Source organism: Microcoleus sp. ARI1-B5 (assembly GCF_036705795.1).
Classification (GTDB): domain Bacteria; phylum Cyanobacteriota; class Cyanobacteriia; order Cyanobacteriales; family Microcoleaceae; genus Microcoleus.
The window spans coordinates 100,933-122,261 of sequence record NZ_JAUBVK010000001.1 but is presented as its reverse complement, the minus strand read 5'-3'; the positions used below and the strand labels follow the sequence as shown (position 1 = coordinate 122,261).

Below are 21,329 nucleotides of genomic sequence, written 5' to 3'. Positions count from 1 at the left end.
TTTGGATCGCCCGCAAGCGAGTTGCATTCTTTGGGGAAACTTGTATGAGTTAAAAAACCAATTTTGTGTTAGACAAAACATCGATCGCACTCTAGCTTTGTCTAACAATTTAGTTAAAGTTTTTCACCCTTTACCTAGTTTATGGCTGATAGTATTGCGGCTTCACCCCTTTTGCTTGCAGTTCCTTTGCCAAACGTTCTGCTGAGGCAGCATCGTTCAAAGCCCCCACTTGGATCTTGACACCCTTTGAGAAATTCCGCACGTAGGCATCGGGAACTGCGGTTCTGGCTTGTTGCAGAGATTTTTCGTCGGTGTAATCGGTTACCACGTAATAGAAACCGTCGGCCGCCCGTACCGGCCTTCCTAGCGGGGCGGAGGCTGCCGGGGATGCTGTCGCCGGGGATGCGGCGGCTGGCCCGGCTGGGGATGGTGTTGGAGGCAGTGTCGGCAGTGTCGGGACAGTCTGGGCGGCGCTGGGGCTCGGGCTCGGAAGCAAAGCCGTGCTGAGATTGTTGAGTCCTTGTTCCCTACCTCTGGCCGGGTTGCCGTCTTCTGTAGGAATCGGGACAGCGCCGATGGGGGCAGGAGGTGCTCCCGGATTGGGCGGGATTGATGCTTTTGGCGATGGGGAAGCAATCGGGCTGGCTGTCGGCTTGACATTGCTGAGAGTGCTCAAATCTAGCTCGACAAATTCTTTGGATGCCAGATTTGGAGCTTTCGGCAGTTCCTTGGTGTCGGTATCTGAGATGGCGGTGGCTGCGGGACTGTCGCTGCCCTCTGGCGTGGTGCGATCGAGCAAACGATTCAGGCCTGCCATTTTAACCAGAGTTGACGGGTGCATAACTGCGTAACCCAAAGCTGTACACGACATCAGAAACAGCAGCATCGAACTCAGTCCCAATGGAGTTAACAGACTGGCGGCCAAACTGCGTTCTTCAGGAGCGGATGCAGCTTCGTCCAAACTTTCGATCAGTTTTTCGCTTGATTCGAGATAGTTGTTGGGTGCGAAGGTACTGCTAGATAATTTTGTGCCGCCTGCGGTAGTTGCTAGCGGGGCATCGCCCTGCACGCCGGCAAGGGATAGGGGCAGCGACAGCGGCTGCTGGGTTTCTTCCGCAGCCTGCGGCGGCAGGTTTTGGGCCTTCTGTTGCTCGGTTGTGGCTGTTTGCTTGCCGGTACGAACTGATGGCGACACCCACTGTTCTGCCCGCCGCCTGTGCCTTCTGTATGTTGTCAGTTCTGCTTCTAGGTTTACATCCATACACCCCAGGACTGCTTGCAAAGCAGGCTTGATTGGGGTTGAAGAAGATGAATGATTTGGGGATTCCACCGCATAACGCTTACTCATTAGCAAAACTCCTACCGCCTTTGAATTGATTTTAATGTTTAGATTCTAGATAGGACTTACGCACTGTACAAATTTTCTTTTCTGTGCATAACGAGAGTTCCTCATGTGCGCCATGTACGATCGCACCATCAACGAAAGTTTTTACCCAAAATTATTTAATTTTTTTGGGCAAACGTATCTTAATATACCATTTGCTGCTTTTGCATATTTGAACATCTGGGTAAGTGCGTAAGTCCGAAGTATTGATAAACAAGAAGTTTGAAAACTTGCCTATTTTAGGATTAGCTGCTTTTGCCGTCAAGGCAACTGCTGCCTTTGGGCCGACTGTCGATCGCATGATTGCTCTCTTTTCCTTTTTATATTAAAACTTAATTGTTCCTGTGTCCCGGAGGCTGCTTACCCAGACTCTCAGCAGCTTTTGGCATCTGAAGCAGCCGTTTATTTATAATATCTCATAGTCGTTCCGTATTTGGTCTTTTTCTTGATCCCTGACTCTTTATAAACTTTTAACCTGTCTTTTTCACTACAAAATGAGGAAGGACTGAGGTGATTGTTTCTATATATAACAAGATTATAAATAAATTATAAAGTTTAATTATGCTCCGGGGATCGCTACAACCCAGACAGCATAAAGGCTGGGATGCTCTAAAACCTCCTAGCTCTACACTGGAGAATTAGAGATGAAACTGATTTCCCTCAACACTTTTATGAAAACCCCATTAACTTCAGCTTGCCGTCACTGCCGCCACTATACCCCTGAGGGGAGACGCGGGGGAATTTGCGCTCTGCTGAACGTGCCGGTGCAAAGTCAGTGGAAAGCTTGTTCTTTGGCGGTTTCGCCTTTTGGGCCATCTTGGGAAAACATAGCAGAAATTGGACTGTGGCAAGAACAGGCTGTGACTCTGCGGGAGGCCGCTGTCACTGTGGACGATCGCAATGCCTGCCAGTTGACAGGCACAGCGTTAACCGAAAAATCCGCAGCAGTCTCGGTTTAGTCCGTCCGCAGCAGGACAGATCGTACCATTTTCGATTGGGACTTTGAAGATTTTCGATTGGGGGCATCACTGATGACTGTCATGCTTTGGATCGGGCTGGCGCAGTTTCATGCTTTTTGGGAACTCGGATCGATACTGACACTTTTGACCCATCGAGTAAATTCGGCTCCTTCAACTCACAGAAATCAGCATCTGCAACATAAAAAGATCGCATAAAAACAACTAATTTCTCGCTCGAGCTACGGCAGCCAAGGATATTGACTAAAATCCGGTTCCCGTTTTTCCAAAAAGGCTTGTTTGCCTTCGGCGCCTTCCTGGGTCATATAGTACAGCAATGTCGCGTTTCCCGCCAGTTCTTGCAAACCGGCTTGACCGTCGCAGTCGGCATTAAAAGCGGATTTTAAACAGCGTATCGCGATCGGACTTTTTGAAAGAATTTCTTCAGCCCACTGCATCCCTTCGAGTTCGAGTTGTTCGACGGGCACGACGCAGTTGACTAAACCCATTTCTAGAGCTTGCTGCGCGCTGTACTGGCGGCACAAAAACCAAATTTCTCTGGCTTTTTTCTGGCCGACTGCTCTGGCGAGATAGCTAGCTCCGAATCCGCCGTCGAAACTGCCGACTTTCGGGCCGGTTTGTCCGAAAATAGCATTGTCAGCCGCGATCGTCAAGTCGCAAATTAAGTGTAAAACGTGACCGCCGCCGATCGCATATCCTGCAACTAAAGCAATCACAACTTTGGGCATCGATCGAATCAACTTCTGCAAGTCGAGCACGTTCAACCGGGGTATCCCACCTTCGTCTACATATCCTGCAGCACCTCGCACGCTTTGGTCGCCGCCAGCACAAAAGGCGTATTTGCCGTCTGTATGAGGCCCCGCACCGGTGAAGAGGACAACGCCGATTTTGGTGTCTTCGCGGGCATCAGTAAAGGCATCGCACAGTTCTTGCACGGTTTGGGGGCGGAAAGCGTTCCGTTTGTGAGGTCGATTGATGGTAATTTTGGCGGTGCCGCCGCTTTTGTGATAGAGAATGTCTTCGTAGGTTTTGGCGGTTTGCCATTCAATTTGCATAATCAATCAGTCGATTTTAGATTTTAGATTTTAGATTTTAGATTTTAGATTGACTTGCAGCGCCGTGAATCACCGGAGGTTGAACAAGCGTCTAAAATTTGGGGAGCATCCACTCACTCAACAGCGTCGGGGGCACGGTACCCGTTTATTGGGGGTCAAGTTTTGATTTGAGAGCGAGCTGGGGCGATCGCGTCCGCGACAACTCGTTTTTAGATTTTAGATGGATTCGGTTCAATGGGATACTATCGGCCGATCGACTGTTGCGAAAAAATCAAGCGGGACTGGTGGCCCAAACCGGCTTGTTGGTCAAAATACAGCGTGCAGCGCTCTTGCTGCGGGTTAAACAACCCGGTTTTTGAGGCAAGAGCGCGCAAGTCCCGTCTCCTATGGCAACAGCGTCAAATTCTCAGATTCCTCTGTCAATTTTTGACTCTGCAAATAATTTATATGCGCTGCATTATTTGCGCATTAACAGAGACAGCAAATGCTTTGCTGCTTTGGCAAATACCGGATCGCGCTCGGAGAATGCGCTGGGAGCTAGTAAAGCTTGAACTTCGGCAAAGTCTTCTGGGTCGAGGGTTCCTTCTTTGGTAAATAAAGTGTCTATGACTGCAATGTGGCCCGAGTCGAGGCCGAGCCGGTTTCCGATCGACTGTAAGTACATTTGCTCCCTCAGGTCGATGTGTCCGTCTACCGCTGACATTTCGTAGCCGGAACCGATGAGCAACAGCTTTTCTGATTCTGAGAAGAAAGCTGTCAGGGTTAGCAGTTCCGTGGGGTTGAAGTAAACCTGCTGTTTGGAGACTCCTTTGACAAGGCGCTGAATTAGTTCTATGCGATGTGGGTCGCCGCTGGCAAAGGCTTTGAGAGTCTTTTGCAGCCGTTCTTCTTCTTCAAGTGCGATCGTCCTGTCGATAATCATCACTCCGCGCAGGATGGAAATCAGAGCCGTCAGAAACACTACCAAAGGAGTGATATCTTGTTCGCGGAGCTTTTGCCTGCTAATGCGGGACAACAGCTCAACAACTTCAGTGCTAATCGTGGTGGTGTCCATAATTCAAAATTACTCTGGATGGGGCTGTGGTGTAACTTTATTTCTCGCTCTTAAGTGTTTTCAGCTAGGTAAGTATGCTCTAAATTTCCCAAAAAACTTGTTTTATTAGCGATAACACTTATTCTATCCACAGCAAGTGGATAAGTAAGACAATGTTAAGTGTTTTGAGTTGCGTAGGTATACCGTGAATTTGCAAACAGAGCCGTTGTCTATTGGTGATTCTAATTATGCTATTCACAAACGCTGGATGACTAGGGCTGTGGAACTGGCACGAGCAGCCGGTGATGCCGGTGAAGTGCCCGTGGGTGCTGCAATTATTGATGGTACTGGCAAATTGATTGCAATCGCCCAAAATCGGCGAGAGCGAGACTGCGATCCGACTGCTCACGCTGAAATCTTGGCGCTGCGGGCGGCGGGCAAAGTTTTGCAAGACTGGCATCTCAATCAATGCACGCTCTACGTGACGCTGGAGCCTTGCCCGATGTGCGCTGGCGCGATCGTACAAGCTCGGATCGGTCTGCTGGTATACGGTGCAGATGACCCCAAAACTGGCACAATTCGGACTGTGGCTAATCTTCCAGATAGCGCGCCTTCGTGTCACCGCTTGGAGGTGCTCGGCGGTATGATGGAGTCTGTTTGCCGGGAGCAGTTGCTTTCTTGGTTTGAAGCACGCCGCCCAAGTTAACAGGTAAAATTTTTTACTCTCGATCGACAATGTTTAATCGAACTTGGCTATTTAACTGAAATAATAGATTAGATCGGTAATTGGCCGATCGAGCGAAAGACGGCGGTTGACCCCGCCCAAAAACGGATACAAGTTTCCGACACTCGCCTTGTGGTGAACCCCAAATTTTAGACAAAAGTTCAAGCTCCGGTGATTCATCTGCCCTTGTAAATCTAAAATCTAAAATCTCCAATTCTTTAATCGGTTGACGGCGATCGTGGTAGTGCTGTCCGCTTGTCTGAGGTTTTACCTGTTACAGATTATCTATTGTGGGGGCGATCGAGCGATCGGCATAATGCCAATAGCAAAAGTGTCCCCATCGAAACACTAAAGATTTGCTAAACACATATCTTTAGACTCTATATATCGATAAAGCAGGTTAATTGCCATGCGCCATACTGCCGCGATCGCCGTTGAGTCCAGTAAATCCTCTCTAGTGAAGCCAATGCCTGCCAAGGTAGCATCTAATACCTCTCGCGTTTCTCCTTGGTTAACCTCCTTGTTCTATCCGCTAGGTCACTATATTGTCCTACCGTTTTATTTTGGCAAGATTGAGATAACCGGACAGGAGCACTTGCCGAAGGACGGGCCTGTAATTTTAGCGCCGACGCACCGTTCCCGGTGGGATGCCCTGATGATGCCCTATTCAACGGGACAGATGGTGACTGGACGCGATTTGCGGTTCATGGTAACTGCTGATGAAGTCAAAGGAGTGCAAGGTTGGTTCATCAGACATTTAGGAGGTTTTGCTGTCGATATCAAGCATCCAGCAATTAGCAGTCTCCGTTACGGCGTGGAATTGCTGCTCGACAAGGAAATGTTGGTGATTTTTCCCGAAGGCGGCATTTTTCAGGATGGCGAAGTTCACCCTCCCAAGTCTGGATTAGCTCGTTTGGCAATGCAAGCGGAGTTGAGCAAGCCTGGTTTGGGGGTGAAAATTGTACCGATGAGCATTCGTTACCGCCCGCGCATTCCTCGATGGCGTTCTCATGTAAAAATTGCGATCGGTGTTCCGATTTTGGTTGCAGATTATGCTAATGGTGGCGGCGGCAAAAAAGAAGCGCGATTGTTGACTGCCGAGCTCGAAATGGCTCTTAAAACTCTTGAGGACAGTTGATAGTTGACCGCTTGACAGTTGATAGTTGAGAGTTGACCGCTTGAGAGTTGACCGCTTGAGAGTTGGCAGTTGGCAGTTGATGGTTGATAGTTGATGGTTGATAGTTGATGGTTGACCGCTTGAGAGTTAACCGCAGGAACAAGGAAGAGTTGACCGCTTGACAGTTGACCGAAGGAAGAAGGAAGAAGGAAGAAGGAATTGTGATATAATATTCTCTGGTGCTGTTGAAAGTTGCGGTACTTATTTTGGTTGGTTATGTCTGTATTAAGAGTCAGCATTAATGGATGGCGCTTTGAACTTTAAGCCGGGTCAAATTGTCAGTTTAGAATGTGGAGATGCGTGCCTGCATTCAGAGGTAATTCAAGTGGTTGAGGCACGTCAAATTTGTTGGGTGCGCCCTTTGATGTTGGTGGGATTGGTTTCGGGGAAGGATTTCCCCCAAAAGTGGCCGGAAGAATACACTTTATCCGATTTGCGGGATGGTGCTGATTTGTTGTGGCCGCTGAGTTTGTTTCGGGCGGCGCTGGATACTGAGGTGATTTCGCTGTTGAGTCAGTTGCAGTCTCTGGACTCCGATCGCAAGGATAGCACGATCGCATCTCGGCAACTTAGAGATTTTGTCGATCGAGTTTGGGCAGCTTTTCCGAGGGCTTTTCATTAGTCATCAGTCATTAGTCATTAGTCATTAGTCATTTAACTGGTTAAGAGGCTCTTCGCCTGGGAACCTATATCCAGAGGCTCTGCCTCGCCTGGAAAAATGGAGGCTCTTTCTTGCCTATCTGCGTTACCAGGCGAAGAGCCTGGTAACGAGTAGTTGTACGCAAGCATCTTTCGGGAAACGGCGCTGCCGTTTCCGGCGCGGGGAATTGGGACTTTTAATAATTGCTATCAGATTGACACTTATAGCAAAAATTTTGAAATTAGCATTAAAATACCGCGTGAGAAAGTTCTGCCGGATTGAGATTATTGTGAATAACTTGACCGTCGCGGAACCAGACAACCCGGCGAGTTTGTCGCGCCACTTCCGGTTCGTGAGTTACCATAACAACCGTCATTCCGGCTTCATTAAATTCTGTAAAAATATCCATTACTTCTTGAGTAGTTTTCGTATCCAATGCACCAGTCGGTTCATCTGCAAGCAACAACACGGGACGGTTGACAATAGCCCTGGCGATGGCTACGCGCTGCTGCTGTCCTCCTGATAGTTGATTCGGTTTATTTTGCAGCCGACTTTCCAGCCCGACTTTGGTTAAAGCCTCTACCGCCCGTTCGCGTCTTTCTGCTGCGGGAATTCCGGCATAAACCATCGGTAAGGTGACATTTTCTAATGCTGTTAACTGAGGTAGCAGGTGAAATTGTTGGAAGACAAAACCTAATTTTAAATTGCGAATTCCGGCTAATTCTGCTTCGGGCATTTGGGCGACATCTACGCCGTCTAGGTAGTAACTGCCGGTCGTAGGTCGATCGAGACAACCGATAATATTCATAGCTGTAGATTTGCCCGAACCGGATGCGCCCATAATCGAGCAATATTCTCCTTGCGTTACCGTCAAGCTGACGCCGTTGAGGGCGCGAACTTCGAGGTCGCCGATGCCGTAAACTTTTGTTACGTCTTTGAGACCGACGATGACGGGTTTTGAGGTGGCTTGCGGGTCGAGGTCTTTGTAGGTATCGGTTTGTAGTTCAGGCATTGTTTTTATGTGCGATCGACACAACGTACTACTAAGTTAACACTTTTGGGGGGTTTTGGTGGGTGAAAGGGCGATGTTTGGACGCTTGTGGGACTTACGCACGGGTGGTCAGAAACCGGGTTTTTTCACTAAAATAATTCGTTATAACCCGAAGAAACGGTAAAAAACCCGGTTTCGAGGAGTCAGAAATGCGTAAGTCCTAAATTAAACAATTTATAGCTTAAATGCTATCAGAATCGATGTTCAATTCGCGCAATTTTGCCGCTAAACGTTCGGCTCTTTGAACTGCTTGTTCGGCTCTTTGAGATTCCTGTTCAGCTCTCTGAAATTCCTGTTCAGCTTTTTGAGCTTCCTGTTCGGCTCTTTGAGCTTCTTGTTCAGCTCTCTGAAATTCCTGTTGGGCTCTTTGAACTGCTTGTTCTGCACGCTGGCGGTTTAATTCCCCCTGTTCCTCCAATTCCGCATAAGAAAGAAACCTTTGTCCATCGGGTCGATAAATTTCTAACCCATCTTCGCCCAACTCAAATCGTACTCCCAATCTCGGACTTATCCAGCCCTCCATCGGCTCAATTACTTCTAAGTTTCCTTCAATTCTTTGCCAACCACTCAACTCGTTGTTTTCGGGATCGTAAAGGTAATATTCATCGACTCCATAGCGATTGTAAAATGCAAGTTTTTTGTACATTTTTGCTTGTCTGTCGTTGTGAGAGCGAATCTCAAATGCGACTTGGGGAGCAATATTATCTTCTTGAAATTGCAGGTAGGAACGCCGCTCGCCCTTTGGTCTACCAAAGATTACCATCGTATCCGGTGCTTGAGAAATGTCTGGTCTACCTTGAACTGGATACCACAGTAAATCTGCTGCTATAAATACGTTCGGGTCATTTTTGAACAGCGATTCGCAACCTTCTTTGATTGTGACAATTAATTTGTATTGAATTGTGCTATCTGCCATTGGTTGACCGTCGCTGGATGGATAAATAATTGGTTCGGTTGTGACTTGCATTGTGGTTGTCTCCGAGAACTATCTAATATTAATTATACTATTTTTTGAACTATCAAGACTTCGGACAATTTCAGGACTTACGCATGGGGGCTAGAAACCGGGTTTCTACGAGTCTTGTGTTGGGTAACGAGAAATTACGCAAGAAACCCGGTTTCTGAAATCTGCGACCTGGGCTAGAAACCGGGTTTCTACGAGTCTTACATTTGGTAACGAGAAATATACGAAGAAACCCGGTTTCTGAGAAATCTGCGACCTGGGCTAGAAACCGGGTTTCTACGAGTCTTGCATTTGGTAACGAGAAATTACGCAAGAAACCCGGTTTCTGAAATCTTCGACGCGGGCTAGAAACCGGGTTTCTACGAGTCTTGCATTTGGTAACGAGAAATCACGCAAGAAACCCGGTTTCTGAAATCTGCGACCTGGGCGAGAAACCGGGTTTCTACGAGTTTTGGGTTGGGTGACGAGAAATCTACAAAGAAACCCGGTTTCTGAAATCTTCAACAAGACAGAAAAAACTCAACTATTTCTGCATAAGCTTGGGGGATATTAGTGGCTGCGTTCATAATTTTTTTATCCTTTTTTAGGCTCGCAGCTTGTCTAATTTTGCCAATTGTTTCTCGGCAAATTTGCGGACTTTTTCCTCGGGATCGTTGGCAAATCGATCGCGAATTATTTCTAATGTTTTTGGGCGCTCGGGATATTGCTTGACCATGATTTTAAGTGCTGTATGCCGGCGGGGGTGATTATCTCACCAGTCCTACTCCCATTCAAATTTTGTGTTTGGTTTCGCACCTCGACCCAACTTACTTTTCGCAATTTATTTACCGATTTCCTCATCGGCGGCCGCCCAAAAATAGTTACGTTTTTATATGTTTTTTTCGACTGGTTTGTGCTATACTCTAATAATGGGAGTGTGAGCAATTTTAAAATTTACGCACAGATTTCTATTATCTAATAATACCATGTCAACCGCAAAAAGTAAAGTAATTGACCCAAAAAAAAACCCAAATTTTTGAGATATCATTAAGAAAAGTAAAGCGTAAAATTGACACAGGAAACTAGCGACAATTATGACATACGATTACGACTTGTTTGTGATAGGTGCAGGCTCCGGCGGATTGGCGAGTTCCAAGCGCGCGGCATCCTACGGGGCGAAAGTGGCGATCGCGGAAAATGACTTAGTAGGCGGCACCTGCGTAATTCGCGGCTGCGTGCCAAAAAAACTCATGGTGTACGCCTCAACATTTTCGCACCTTTACGAAGATGCGGTGGGCTACGGTTGGAGTCCAGTAGAAAGCAGCTTTGATTGGGAAAAACTCATCACCAGCGTAGACGCAGAAGTGCGGCGGCTGAGCAAACTGCACATCAGCTTCCTCGAAAAAGCCGGAGTCGAATTAATCTCAGGATACGCCAAATTTATTGACCCCCACACCGTCGAAGTTGGTGACAGAAAAATCACCGCAGCCAAAATCTTAATTGCAGTCGGCGGAGAAGCGCAAAGAGTCCCAATTGTAGGCATCGAACACGCGATTACCTCTCGCGAAATATTCCTCCTAAAAGAGCAGCCAAAACGGTTGGCAATTTGGGGAGGAGGCTACATCGGCGTCGAATTTGCTTGCATTATGAACGGGTTGGGAAGCCAAGTAACTCAAATCATCCGCCGTGAATTAATTTTGAACGAATTTGACACAGAAATTCGCACCAACGTGCAAGAAGGAATGATTAAGCACGGAATAAACATTTTGACAGAAAGCTCGATCAACCACATTGAGAAAACCCCAGAAGGCTTAAAATTAACTCTGTCGGGAACATCCGAAGGAACGCTAATAGTAGACGCGCTGTTGTGCGCTACCGGGCGTCAGCCTAATTTAGAAAAATTGGGTTTAGAAAATGCGGGAGTAGAAACAGATAAAGGTGCGATCGCAGTTACCAAAGACAGCCGCACCAGTCAGCCGCACATTTTTGCAGTCGGAGATTGCACCAACCGCATCAATTTAACGCCAATTGCGATCGCCGAAGGACGCGCTTTTGCAGATACTGAATTTGGCAACAATCCGAGAGCAATCAGTTACGAAAATGTCCCGTCGGCGGTATTTTCCCAGCCGGAAGCAGGTACAGTCGGCTTAAACGAAGTGCAGGCTAGAGCAAAGTTTCCCGACTCAATTAAGTGCTACACAGCCAAGTTTCGACCCATGTTTCACGCTTTGACAGGTGCAGACGAGAAAACTTTTGTCAAGTTAATCGTTGAGACTAATACTGACAGAGTTTTGGGCGTGCACATGGTTGGGAAAGACGCGGGCGAGATTATTCAAGGAATGGCGATCGCGGTTAATATGGGAGCTACCAAGAAAGACTTCGACGCGACTATTGGCATTCACCCATCCACTGCTGAAGAGTTTGTGACTCTGCGGTAAAGCTAAAATCGGGATGCGGCAATCCGGAGGCGGCATTGCTCGAGCCGTGTCAATTTACTCGTTACTTTCCCTGGAGCGAACGTAACGCAGATAGGCGAGGAAGAGCCTCTATTTTTACTCGTTACTCGTTACTTTCGCTGCTGCGAAAGGAACCAGTTAAATCAAGACACGGCTATGCCCCTTGCTGTCAAGTTAAGACTGAAAGCCCTGATAAATAATGTGCGATCGACCGGCTTTACCTCATCCTACCGATTGGCGATCGACAATAAACCTAGCTTATTGGTAATCACCTGTTAAAACAAGAAGATTTAACGATCGCCAGCCACCAATTTTCAATGGTTTGAGGGTCTTCTTCACCACCTTGACAGATCTGCCGTGGAAGAGCAACCCCAATAGGCTAAACTTGTCTCTGATCACCCAATTGACTAGAAAGCAATGACTACTTCTGTGGATCGAGACCAGAGCGAGATTTCCAATACCGTCTCCTCAAGCCCACAAATTTTCTCTTTCGTGAAAATTATTGAGTATTTATCTCTAGCGGGTTTTATTGGTGCATGGAGCCTTACTAGAGTTTTTCCAGACAATCAACTTATCGTTATCTGGGCAGCGCTTTTTCTCTCTAGTTTTATTTTTCTCTTCCTCGCCAATAGACAATTGGCTAACAACTTTAGGAATCGTGCTAATGAGTTAGAGATCCGCAGAAAAGCGGAACTCTACAGTTATCTATTAAACCCGAATACTGCTGCGAATAACAATCAGATAACTCCCGTGAGAGAAAAGGCTTTACGATATTGCCAGGAGTTGATTGACGACTATAAAAACACCAGAGAGACTTCGAGAAATATTTACTACACTTTCCAATTGGCAACCGTTATTTTATCGGGAGTCACACCAATTTTAGTATTGGTAGACAAATTGGAACCAAGTCAAGCGTTTTTCAAGTGGCTGCCGGTAATTTGTCCCGCTGTCGCCTCGATAGTCGCCAGTATAGTTACCTCATTTCCTTTTCAGGAGAATTGGATTTCTGCTAACACAACTGTGGAATTGTTAGAAGCGGAACAGGAGAAATTTGTATTGGGAGTGAGTCCCGCTTATCGTTACGATGATGGAGCCGACGAAGCCCAACATCAACAAATGGCAAAAATGGCAATAGAAAACTTTATCACTCAGGTCAATGAGATTCATCTCAAGCAAATCCAAAAACCCGAGGAGACGCGGTCACAGGAGCAGAATACAGAGCCAGCTCAATCTACCGAGTCAAATTCGCCGCAGAGTTAATGAAGCTGACAATACCAGTAAGCAGGTAGGGTTAAGTGAGAGCTAACTGCTAGGCAAATCCTCCTCAGAAGCAGAAGAAGTCAATTCTATTTCTGAGGAAGGCATATCCATAAGCGAGTCGCCATCGAAATGCCAAGACTTGGTGCAGTGCAAGCAGATATCAATTTTGAATCTTACTGTGGAGCCAGCGATCTCCGATCCAAATAGCAGCACCATTAGTCAGTAATAGCAGCATTATCAATACCATAACTTTTGAAAACCTACACTATTCTTAGGTAAGAATTCCAACAATCAAGCTTGCTCCTGTTTGTGGGGTGACTGCCCCATATAGCAATCCTAAATCATTTGTGAATTTCTTACTCCTGAACCGCGGGTTCGGGGAGGGCTGGGGTGCGGTAAAAAATTTACGACTCCTGCAAGGATTGCTCTATAAATAATAGATTTTAAAATTCCCTTGTACTTTACCTATGGGTTTGACTCCCAAAGCTGTAATTTTTTTATTTCAATCGTTTTTAAGCCAAGTCTAGTTTCATCTTGACACCAATATTTGAGTTTTTTTTTCTGGATTTGGGGTAGTAGACTCTAACCACAAAGCTATTTTGAGCGAATTTTTTAGTTATTTTTTAACTCGATAGCTGCCGAAGCATCTTGTTTGTTACTATAGCGATCCTAAATCATTTGTGAATTTCTTACTCCCTCCCCGCGAGTTCGGGGAGGGTTGGGGTGGGGTAAAAAATTTACGACTCCTGCAAGAATTGCTATACAACGTCTTGGGACTTTTAATTTTGCTTTCATTCGATAGTGTACTTGCTTGTGTAATGTTTGATATTTGACTGATACTTGAGAGTTTTCTTCTACCTATGTCGCAATTTATTTGTAAGTCTTGAATTCACAGAATTCCTCACTTATTTTTTTTGATATTCCGGCGATTACGGCGGTGGCAATTAAGGAGGGGTCTACCAGTTGATTGTCGTATTTTTAATAGTGATGGCAGACAGCCATCATTATTAAGTGCTACAGTGTCCTGTTTCGGCCGATGTTTCACGCTTTGACAGGTGCAGATGACAAGACTTTTGTCAAGTTAGTGGTTGAAACTAATACTGACAGAGTTTTGGGCGTGCACATGGTTGGGAAAGACGCGGGCGAGATTACTCAAGGAATGGCGATCGCGGTTAATATGGGAGCTACCCAGAAAGACTTCGACGCGACTATTGGCATTCACCATCGACTGCTGAAGAGTTTGTGACTCTGCGGTAAAGCGGGCGAAGCAGCCAGGGGTTTAAACCCCTGCCTAACAGCCTAAAGTCGGTTAAAATTCAAATATTGGGCCATTTTCCAGAACAGGCAGGATGCCTGTTCCACAGAAAAATTAAATTTTATTGTGGGGTGGGCGTCCTGCCCGCCCGTAAAGGGATTAATGAGTAATTCAACCAAACAAAACAAAATTTTAGCCTTCTATCTCGGCCAGCAGCCTGACTCACAAGGTCGGGCGATCGAGGATATTTGGTCGTGGGATTACCAGAAGCTGGAATCCGTACACAATTACATTCAATGGCTGTTTCCGCTGAGAGAAAAGAGCCGCTTTAATTCCAGTGCTCCTACTTTAAATGATGAAGTGATTCAAGCTTTTAGAACAAGTGAAGAGTTGAGAAATCGCTTAGTCAAATCTCTAAAAGTCATGCTGGCCTTTTACGGGTTGGAATGCCGCCAAGGGGAAAACGCAGAAATTGTAATTGCAAAATCCGAGGAATATTTGTCAAGAAAAAGAGAGTGGATTGAACAATTTAATCACAACTACCTGCGGCTGACTAGGATTCTTACAAGTTTGACAAATTTGGGATTGAATAATTATGCCTTGGCTCTTTTCAGATGTTTGGATGATATCTATAATGAAAATCAAGAACGTATTGGTTTAAAAACTTATACATATTGGAAAAATGCTGTAAATAGTTAAATCGGTCGAAGCCAATCAGCGGGACAGTAACCGAACGCTACGAACACAATAAATAATGGATAAAGCAATTACAGAAAATCACGCTCAGTCGGGCAGAGAAATTTATCAAAGGATTTCCAACAACATTCAAAAAGTGGTGAAAGGGCAATCAGCAGCAATCAGGAAATTGCTGTCAGCCTTTGTGAGTGGCGGGCACGTCCTCCTAGAAGATTATCCCGGTACAGGTAAAACCACCCTAGCTAAAGCCCTAGCCTTATCTGTCGATGTCACCTTTAAACGCATTCAATTTACACCTGACCTTTTGCCATCCGATATCTTGGGCATATCCATGCTCGACCCCAATCAACGCACGTTCCATTTCCACGAAGGCCCAATTTTTGCTAATATTATCTTGGCTGACGAAATCAATCGGTCATCACCGCGAACCCAATCCGCCCTCCTAGAAGCAATGGCAGAATTTCAAGTCAGCATTGACGGAAATTTGCACAAACTTAAAGACCCTTTTTTTGTCATTGCTACTCAAAATCCAGTAGAATCTCGGGGCACTTATCCACTTCCTGAAGCCCAAATGGATCGCTTTGCAGTTCAATTTAGTCTAGGATACATTTCACCCGAAGAAGAAGTTAACCTGCTCGGAGACCAAATCCATCAACATCCTATTGATACACTTCAAACCTGCGTTAATTTAGAGGATTTAATTAGCTTAAAACAGCAGGTAAAGCAAGTTAGAATTAGTGAAGAATTGAAACGTTACCTCGTAGATATCGTAAATGCAACTCGCTGGGCCGAAGGCGTACAACTAGGGGCGAGTCCCAGAGCTTCCATAGCTTTAATGAAAGTTGCTCAAGCATTAGCTTTGTTCGATGGCTATGAGTTTGTTACGCCAGAACATATTCAAGAACAGGCGGTATCAGTCATCGCTCACCGCCTAGTAATGGAACCTCAAGCGCGTTTTTCTGGTAGAATGGCCCCAGGTGTTGTTGAAGAAATTATCAAATCTATTCCTGTACCAGCCTAAAAAATGAAACGTTTTTTCTACGCTGTTTTTCGCTTCTGTGCGCGTGTAAATCGCTCGCGAGAGAAGCGATTGACAAACAATGGGTTAGCAGTGCTTAGCTGCACGCTTTTAGCAGGAATTTTAGGATTAGATACTAATCAGACTGTGACTTATCAAATTTTTACTTTCCTGTTGTCAATTATAGGAATAGCTATAATTTTTAGTAAATTTTTTCGCTTCCGCTTCAATGCAGTACGGTTCATGCCAAAGTTTGCAACTGTTGGAGTCACTTTAAAATACCGTATTCTCATTGATAACAAAACTAGCGAGAGTCAAAATAACCTTAAATTGTGGGAAAATTTTGCCACCCCATACCCAAGCTTTCAAGAATTTGTAGGAACACCTGAACCAGGGGAAGAAAAGCGCACTTCATGGGATAAATACTTCGGCTATTATCGTTGGTTGTGGCTGATTTATAGAAAACAATGCGCCACGGCTAAGGTCGTAGAATTGCCTCCTCTTCCACCCAATAGCAAAACAGAAGTGGTAGGTGAAATTACGCCGTCCTGCAGAGGTGTTATTCGCCTGAGTGGTCTAACAGTTACTAGGTCAGATCCTTTTGGGATTTGGAATGCTTGTAAAACAATTTCCTTGCCCCAATCTATGTTAATTTTACCCAAACTATATCATTTACCACCCATTCAGCTTCCTGGCTCAAGAAGATATCAATCAGGTGGGGTAACATTAGCTTCATCCGTAGGAGATTCCGAGGAATTTAGGTCTCTGCGGGATTATCGACCGGGAGATTCGCTACGCAAAATTCACTGGAAAAGTTGGGCAAAAGCAGGTAAGCCAATTGTCAAAGAAGAACAGGATGAATTTTTTGTGAGGCACGCCCTAATTTTGGATACATTTCAAAATGTAAAATATAGTGAAATTTTAGAAGAGGCAATCTCAATTGCTGCTTCATTATCCTATGAAGCTCAGACTCAAGAATCCTTATTGGATTTGATGTTCGTCGTTCAAGAAGCTTATTGTTTTACCTTTGGCAGAGGGCTGAATTCTACTGAAAAAATGTTAGAAATTCTCGCCTCCGTCGGTGCCTGTCAGGATAAAGATTTTGACTCCCTCACCTCAGTTTTGATGGATAAAATCTCTCTGCTAAGCGGTTGTATTTGTATATTTTTGTGTTGGGACGAACCTAGAAAAAGATTAGTAAATTATCTGAGAAGTCGCGGTATCCATACCTTAGTCTTAATTTTAACAGAGCCAGACGCTCAATTAGATAGCTTAAATTTAGAACTCATTAAAGATGACTTAACAAGCAGCCATATTTTAAAGCTAGGTCACATACAAGAGGAGTTAATGAAACTATGAAAATGCCAGTTTTTCTTTTGGGTGTTAGTGTAATTTTTTGGGGCTGGCAGACGGGACTATGGTTTTTTGCGTTGCCAATTGCTCTGATTTTAGAGGCAGCTAACTGGTTGCCTTATCGGTGGGATTTTTCAGCTAGTGATTTTAGGCGCATTGCTAATTTCTGCCTGATTTTTTTGTGCTGTTTGCTGGTTTATCTCCTGGTCGCCAACCGTTCTATTTACTTGATATATAATTTGTTGCAGTGGCTTCCTGGTGTATTTTTTCCACTGGTAGCTGCTCAGGTATATTCTGTCCAGGAAAGTCTGGATATACGCCTAATGTTTTTGTGGCTAAACAAAGCCACCAAAAAAGCACCACTTAACCCCTTGATGGTGAATCTAAATTATCCATATTTTATCTGTTGTCTGCTATCCGCTAGTACGGCGAACAGTAGAGAGATATCTTTTTATGCTGGGATATTTGCCTTAACCGCTATTGCTTTGTGGTCTGTGAGACCGAAAAATTTTTCATCTATTCTCTGGCTTAGTCTGATGTTACTTGCTGGCAGTATAGGATTTATAGGACAGATGGGTCTGCACCAACTTCACCTAGCAGTAGAGGAGCAAGCAATCTCATGGCTTAGTAATGGGAATTCTCAAGAAACAGATTTTTTGAAAAAACAAACGAACATCGGGTCAGTGGGATTATTAAAACAGTCAAATGAAATTATTTTTAGAGTTGCTCCTGAAGCTAAACAGACTCCTCCCCGACTGCTAAGAGAAGCCACTTATAATCGCTACAACTCTTCACTTTGGCTTGCCTTAAATCCTAACTTTGTTCCCGTACAACCAAAGATTAATGGCACAACTTGGGATTTAGGCGACCAACTACCGAATCCATCAACGATTACTATTTCGGCTACACTCCAAGGCAACCAAGGTTTATTAAAGCTGCCAGATGGAACTTTTAAAATTGACGCATTGCCTGTCAGTCAGATGGAAAAAAATAAATATGGCACAATTAAAGTGGTGGGAAAAGTTGATATGCTGGCTTATCGAAGCTACTTTAATAATAATTTTTCTGTAGATAGCCCGCCTACAGCAGACGACCTGCAAATACCCAAATCAGAAATGGCGGCACTGAATAAAATCCTCAGTCAAATGGATACTCAAGGAAAGTCGCCACCAGAAATTTTAGATAAAATAGAGTCGTTTTTCCAAAAAAAATTCGTTTATTCACTGAAGCTTAGGGGCAAAGATAATGATGCTACGCCTCTATCAACATTTTTACTGCACACTCGCTCTGGACATTGTGAATATTTTGCTACCGCTGCGACACTTCTCCTAAGAAAACTCGGTATTCCAGCCCGTTATGCTGTTGGATATTCTGTGCACGAATTTAGTTCTTTGGAGAACCAATATATTGTAAGAAGTCGCCATGCTCATGCCTGGACTTTGGCTTATATCGCGGGAAAATGGCAAGCTTTTGATCCTACGCCTTCTGATTGGGAAAGCATGGAGGATGCTGCGGCTCCCCCAGGGGCATTTATCTCTGATTTATGGTCGCTATTGAGCTACAAAATTGTGCTAGGGTTGCGATATTTATCAGGTAGCAATGGATTGAAGTATGGGGGACTCATCCTGCTGGCAGCCTTAATATTTTTTCGGAGTCGTAATTCTAATTTTAAGAAAGCTGTACGCATTTTATCTAACAAACAAAGATGGCTAAAGGCTATTTATAACAAAGATTCGTTGAGTAAGAAATCGGAATTTTATTTGATCGAGCAGGCGTTAAATGAGTCGGGATTGATTCGCCCTCCTTCCGAGTCTTTTAAAAATTGGATCGAGAGGTTAAAAAAAGAAAAACCGGAATTATATTGTCTTGAAGAGTTAGCATTGTTGATTGAGATTCATTATTGCGATCGCTTCGATCCAAAAGGAATTCAAGACGCACAAAAAGCTGAATTTAAATTGGCAATTCAATCCTCGATCGAGCAATATCGCAGGCAGGCGATCGCCTCAAACTCTCAGGTTAATAAAAGCGGTAAGTCTACTATAGCTTTTCTCAGGTAGATGATGTACAGATTTAGATTTTAAATTGGGGGATTAAGTCACAATTGCTTTATGCCTACTTAAGAGAACAGCCTTATCACGGTACTTATACAATTAATCTACCCTGCGACCAAGGCATTGGTGGAACAGCAAGAGTGGAAACTAGCTCATAATCCACTTGTGTGTACGCGGTAGCCTTAAAAAGGGGGACGAAAGAGAAGATTCTTGTCCCCCCGCAACGATTCGGGGAGCGCCGGGGCGATCGGGTCTTAATCGCTAGACAGAAGACTCGCACTACATTTGAGGTTAAGTTGACACCAATGGGCATTGTCATGTCCCTACCCGCTGAGCAAATTTTTACTGGTTTTACTTGTTACTAGGCGCTTAGCGAAAGTAACGCTTCTGGGGCGAGTCAGAGCGTCCATTTTCTCAACCAAGGCTCGGACTCTGGATTTGGGTTCCGAGGCTTTACACCTGGGAACCCGTTAATTACAGGAAAAATCAGGACACGGCAGTGCCGTTTCCCTACCTGCCGCCCCGTCGAAAAAAAATTTTAAATCCTTTGAACCTTTTTTGCGATCGTCCTGTCTAAACACTTCAGATAACGAACTGGTGAGGGAGACTTCACAGGTGTTAGCTGTGTCAGCCAATGTTTTAACCGATAACTGTTCCGACTCGGACTTAGTTGCTGAGTGTCTAAAGGGCGATCGCACTTGCTTTCGCTACCTTTACAAACGCTACCAACACAAAGTCAGGTCAACCCTTTACCAACTCTGCGGCCCGTCGCTTCTTGACGATTTAGCGCAAGAAGTATTCCTGCGAGTCTGGAAAGGATTGCCCAAACTCAAGCACCAGGAAAACTTTTCTACTTGGCTTTATCGAATCACTTGGAATGTGGCTTCCGATCAAAGACAAGCATTTGCTAAACAGCATTCTTTTGACTCCCAACTCAAAAATCAAGAAGTAATGGGACGGGTTATTCTCAAAGATAACACATCGGACTTGATGCAGTTGCACTATCAAGATTTAGTGCAGCGGGGACTGGAGCAATTGAGCTTTGAACACCGCAGCGTTTTGGTGCTGCACGACTTAGAAGACATCCCGCAAAAAGAAGTAGCCCAAATTTTGGGACTGCCGGCAGGGACTGTCAAATCTCGCGTGTTTTATGCCCGAAACTCTCTGCGGCAATTTTTGCAAAAACAAGGGGTGGACGAGCTGTGAAGGACAGAATTAGCGACAAAAAGTTAGTCAATTTCTTGAAGCAATATCGCCCAAACGTTCCGGAATCTGCGCCCGATTTTGAGCAAGAACTTTTAGCAGCAATAGACAGGAATGATGCGGCTGCAAGAGAGTTCAATTATCTAGGAGATCCGCCATTTACCAGGTCTAGTAAAAGGTCAGGAATCGTCGGTTTTCCCAAGTGGGCTTTTCCTTCTGCGATCGCTGCTGGGCTGCTAGTTTTTTGGTCGGGGTATCCTGTGCTAGTTCCCGGACAATTTCACGCGGATGACGCGGCGCACCTAGAAGAATTTCTCGTAAATAATTGGGAGGGTGTATTGAACGATTCTCCTGGGGAAAATTCGCTCGGTCGCCCGCAAACAGACTGGTTGACTTTCAGCTATGCTGGTGACACCGAACCGGCAACAAATAACTAATCTTTAAGAGGTAATTTTCATGTCTATTCGCCGCCTTTGGGCCGTAGCTTTTTTAATGTTGACCCTCGGCAGTGCAACCGCAGCAACAGCCGTTTCCAACCCCGTAGAACCGCAGACAATTGCCCAAAACCAGCGTCCCAATCGACCAGGTGGCAAGGAAGGTAGGATGTTCGACCGACTCAATTTAAGCGCCGACCAAAAGCAGAAAATGCAGGCAGTTCGCGATCGCTACAAAGACCAAGTTTCCCAGCGGATGCAAGCAATCCGCCAAGCCCGAGAAGAATTGGAAACGATGATGTCGGGTACGACGGCAACTGCCAGCCAAATTCGCGACAAACACCGCCAAATGATGGGATTGAGGCAGCAGTTGGAAGAGGTGCAATTTGAAACTACATTAGCAATGCGAGACGTGCTGACGCCCGAACAGCGCAGCCAATTATCTCAACAGATGCAGCAGCGCAGGGAAGCTGCTAAAACCCGGAGGCAAAACGCTCCAAAACCGCAGTAATATACGATTGCTTTTGAGTTAATCCTCGGGTGCCCAAAAAGCACCTGACGATTAACTTTCATATAACTTACCAGAAAGAATTGGTTTAAAGCCCCAAGCCTTGTAGGG

The 21,329-nt window shown here is 45.3% G+C and carries 21 protein-coding genes and 1 pseudogene; 16 read left to right on the top strand and 6 right to left on the bottom strand.

Going from position 1 to position 21,329, the window contains the following annotated elements:
• Nucleotides 1-139: 139 nt before the first annotated feature.
• Nucleotides 140-1,348, bottom strand: coding sequence for an SPOR domain-containing protein (locus tag QUB63_RS00525; protein WP_332942803.1), 1,209 nt, complete (start codon nt 1,346-1,348; stop codon nt 140-142).
• A gap of 224 nt (nt 1,349-1,572) precedes the next feature.
• Here QUB63_RS00525 and QUB63_RS00520 point away from each other — a divergent pair, with 224 nt between their 5' ends.
• Together QUB63_RS00520 and QUB63_RS00515 are read left to right on the top strand one after the other, a co-directional pair.
• The gene (locus tag QUB63_RS00520; protein ID WP_332942802.1) at nt 1,573-1,713 is read left to right on the top strand and encodes a hypothetical protein; all 141 of its coding nucleotides are present in this window, start codon (nt 1,573-1,575) and stop codon (nt 1,711-1,713) included.
• 315 nt (nt 1,714-2,028) lie between these two features.
• Nucleotides 2,029-2,343, top strand: a complete 315-nt coding sequence (locus tag QUB63_RS00515) for a hypothetical protein (RefSeq protein ID WP_332942801.1) — start codon at nt 2,029-2,031, stop codon at nt 2,341-2,343.
• A 239-nt stretch (nt 2,344-2,582) separates the two neighbouring features.
• Here QUB63_RS00515 and menB read toward each other — a convergent pair whose 3' ends face one another.
• Nucleotides 2,583-3,416, bottom strand: a complete 834-nt coding sequence (gene menB / locus QUB63_RS00510) for a 1,4-dihydroxy-2-naphthoyl-CoA synthase (RefSeq protein WP_332942800.1) — start codon at nt 3,414-3,416, stop codon at nt 2,583-2,585.
• 167 nt (nt 3,417-3,583) lie between these two features.
• On the opposite strand from menB, the gene QUB63_RS00505 reads away from it, so the two are divergent.
• Entirely contained in the window at nt 3,584-3,775 is a 192-nt protein-coding gene (locus QUB63_RS00505) for a hypothetical protein (RefSeq protein ID WP_332942799.1), read from the top strand.
• A gap of 98 nt (nt 3,776-3,873) precedes the next feature.
• On the opposite strand, the gene QUB63_RS00500 is transcribed toward QUB63_RS00505, so the two are convergent.
• Nucleotides 3,874-4,470 carry a TerB family tellurite resistance protein gene (locus QUB63_RS00500; RefSeq protein WP_332942798.1) on the bottom strand — a complete coding sequence of 199 codons (597 nt, stop codon included), beginning with the start codon at nt 4,468-4,470 and terminating at the stop codon, nt 3,874-3,876.
• Between the two features lie 184 nt (nt 4,471-4,654).
• Here QUB63_RS00500 and QUB63_RS00495 point away from each other — a divergent pair, with 184 nt between their 5' ends.
• From QUB63_RS00495 to QUB63_RS00485, 3 genes are all read left to right on the top strand, one after another.
• On the top strand, nt 4,655-5,155 hold the full coding sequence (locus QUB63_RS00495) for a nucleoside deaminase (RefSeq protein WP_442921745.1): 501 nt from the start codon (nt 4,655-4,657) through the stop codon (nt 5,153-5,155).
• A 427-nt stretch (nt 5,156-5,582) separates the two neighbouring features.
• Complete coding sequence (locus QUB63_RS00490; protein WP_332942797.1) at nt 5,583-6,311, top strand: lysophospholipid acyltransferase family protein; 729 nt, start codon at nt 5,583-5,585, stop codon at nt 6,309-6,311.
• 280 nt (nt 6,312-6,591) lie between these two features.
• Nucleotides 6,592-6,972, top strand: coding sequence for a hypothetical protein (locus QUB63_RS00485; RefSeq protein ID WP_332942796.1), 381 nt, complete (start codon nt 6,592-6,594; stop codon nt 6,970-6,972).
• A 265-nt stretch (nt 6,973-7,237) separates the two neighbouring features.
• On the opposite strand, the gene QUB63_RS00480 is transcribed toward QUB63_RS00485, so the two are convergent.
• From QUB63_RS00480 to QUB63_RS00470, 3 genes are all read right to left on the bottom strand, one after another.
• A complete protein-coding gene (locus QUB63_RS00480; RefSeq protein WP_332942795.1) occupies nt 7,238-8,002 on the bottom strand; it encodes an ABC transporter ATP-binding protein in 765 nt (254 codons plus the stop codon).
• Nucleotides 8,003-8,222: 220 nt separating this feature from the next.
• Complete coding sequence (locus QUB63_RS00475; RefSeq protein WP_332942794.1) at nt 8,223-9,008, bottom strand: Uma2 family endonuclease; 786 nt, start codon at nt 9,006-9,008, stop codon at nt 8,223-8,225.
• A 580-nt stretch (nt 9,009-9,588) separates the two neighbouring features.
• Nucleotides 9,589-9,720 (bottom strand): hypothetical protein, encoded by a 132-nt coding sequence (locus QUB63_RS00470; protein ID WP_332942793.1) that lies wholly within the window; start codon nt 9,718-9,720, stop codon nt 9,589-9,591.
• A 358-nt stretch (nt 9,721-10,078) separates the two neighbouring features.
• On the opposite strand from QUB63_RS00470, the gene gor reads away from it, so the two are divergent.
• The 10 genes and pseudogenes from gor (at nt 10,079) to QUB63_RS00420 (ending at nt 21,221) form a co-directional block, all read left to right on the top strand.
• The gene (gene gor, locus QUB63_RS00465; protein WP_332942792.1) at nt 10,079-11,422 is read left to right on the top strand and encodes a glutathione-disulfide reductase; all 1,344 of its coding nucleotides are present in this window, start codon (nt 10,079-10,081) and stop codon (nt 11,420-11,422) included.
• 654 nt (nt 11,423-12,076) lie between these two features.
• Entirely contained in the window at nt 12,077-12,700 is a 624-nt protein-coding gene (locus QUB63_RS00460; RefSeq protein ID WP_332942791.1) for a DUF4231 domain-containing protein, read from the top strand.
• A gap of 1,006 nt (nt 12,701-13,706) precedes the next feature.
• Nucleotides 13,707-13,957: pseudogene (locus tag QUB63_RS00455) on the top strand (glutathione-disulfide reductase); the annotation flags it as partial.
• 160 nt (nt 13,958-14,117) lie between these two features.
• A complete protein-coding gene (locus QUB63_RS00450) occupies nt 14,118-14,654 on the top strand; it encodes an opioid growth factor receptor-related protein (RefSeq protein ID WP_332942790.1) in 537 nt (178 codons plus the stop codon).
• A gap of 55 nt (nt 14,655-14,709) precedes the next feature.
• On the top strand, nt 14,710-15,672 hold the full coding sequence (locus QUB63_RS00445; RefSeq protein ID WP_332942789.1) for an AAA family ATPase: 963 nt from the start codon (nt 14,710-14,712) through the stop codon (nt 15,670-15,672).
• Nucleotides 15,673-15,675: 3 nt separating this feature from the next.
• Complete coding sequence (locus tag QUB63_RS00440; protein ID WP_332942788.1) at nt 15,676-17,028, top strand: DUF58 domain-containing protein; 1,353 nt, start codon at nt 15,676-15,678, stop codon at nt 17,026-17,028.
• The gene (locus QUB63_RS00435; protein WP_332942787.1) at nt 17,025-19,079 is read left to right on the top strand and encodes a transglutaminase-like domain-containing protein; all 2,055 of its coding nucleotides are present in this window, start codon (nt 17,025-17,027) and stop codon (nt 19,077-19,079) included. The genes QUB63_RS00440 and QUB63_RS00435 overlap by 4 nt, the downstream gene beginning before the upstream one ends.
• Nucleotides 19,080-19,688: 609 nt before the next feature.
• The gene (locus QUB63_RS00430; protein ID WP_332942786.1) at nt 19,689-20,279 is read left to right on the top strand and encodes a sigma-70 family RNA polymerase sigma factor; all 591 of its coding nucleotides are present in this window, start codon (nt 19,689-19,691) and stop codon (nt 20,277-20,279) included.
• The gene (locus QUB63_RS00425) at nt 20,276-20,713 is read left to right on the top strand and encodes a hypothetical protein (protein WP_332942785.1); all 438 of its coding nucleotides are present in this window, start codon (nt 20,276-20,278) and stop codon (nt 20,711-20,713) included. The genes QUB63_RS00430 and QUB63_RS00425 overlap by 4 nt, the downstream gene beginning before the upstream one ends.
• A 19-nt stretch (nt 20,714-20,732) precedes the next feature.
• Nucleotides 20,733-21,221, top strand: a complete 489-nt coding sequence (locus QUB63_RS00420) for a Spy/CpxP family protein refolding chaperone (RefSeq protein ID WP_332942784.1) — start codon at nt 20,733-20,735, stop codon at nt 21,219-21,221.
• Nucleotides 21,222-21,329 lie beyond the last annotated feature (108 nt).

Excerpts from the sequence above, each read along its gene's own strand:
- menB (WP_332942800.1), bottom strand. The coding sequence starts at position 3,416 with ATGCAAATTGAATGGCAAACCGCCAAAACCTACGAAGACATTCTCTAT.
- gor (WP_332942792.1), top strand. The coding sequence starts at position 10,079 with ATGACATACGATTACGACTTGTTTGTGATAGGTGCAGGCTCCGGCGGA.
- QUB63_RS00470 (WP_332942793.1), bottom strand. The coding sequence starts at position 9,720 with ATGGTCAAGCAATATCCCGAGCGCCCAAAAACATTAGAAATAATTCGC.
- QUB63_RS00480 (WP_332942795.1), bottom strand. The coding sequence starts at position 8,002 with ATGCCTGAACTACAAACCGATACCTACAAAGACCTCGACCCGCAAGCC.
- QUB63_RS00515 (WP_332942801.1), top strand. The coding sequence starts at position 2,029 with ATGAAACTGATTTCCCTCAACACTTTTATGAAAACCCCATTAACTTCA.
- QUB63_RS00475 (WP_332942794.1), bottom strand. The coding sequence starts at position 9,008 with ATGCAAGTCACAACCGAACCAATTATTTATCCATCCAGCGACGGTCAA.
- QUB63_RS00435 (WP_332942787.1), top strand. The coding sequence starts at position 17,025 with ATGAAAATGCCAGTTTTTCTTTTGGGTGTTAGTGTAATTTTTTGGGGC.
- QUB63_RS00450 (WP_332942790.1), top strand. The coding sequence starts at position 14,118 with ATGAGTAATTCAACCAAACAAAACAAAATTTTAGCCTTCTATCTCGGC.
- QUB63_RS00420 (WP_332942784.1), top strand. The coding sequence starts at position 20,733 with ATGTCTATTCGCCGCCTTTGGGCCGTAGCTTTTTTAATGTTGACCCTC.
- QUB63_RS00445 (WP_332942789.1), top strand. The coding sequence starts at position 14,710 with ATGGATAAAGCAATTACAGAAAATCACGCTCAGTCGGGCAGAGAAATT.
- QUB63_RS00485 (WP_332942796.1), top strand. The coding sequence starts at position 6,592 with ATGGATGGCGCTTTGAACTTTAAGCCGGGTCAAATTGTCAGTTTAGAA.
- QUB63_RS00490 (WP_332942797.1), top strand. The coding sequence starts at position 5,583 with ATGCGCCATACTGCCGCGATCGCCGTTGAGTCCAGTAAATCCTCTCTA.
- QUB63_RS00525 (WP_332942803.1), bottom strand. The coding sequence starts at position 1,348 with ATGAGTAAGCGTTATGCGGTGGAATCCCCAAATCATTCATCTTCTTCA.
- QUB63_RS00500 (WP_332942798.1), bottom strand. The coding sequence starts at position 4,470 with ATGGACACCACCACGATTAGCACTGAAGTTGTTGAGCTGTTGTCCCGC.
- QUB63_RS00440 (WP_332942788.1), top strand. The coding sequence starts at position 15,676 with ATGAAACGTTTTTTCTACGCTGTTTTTCGCTTCTGTGCGCGTGTAAAT.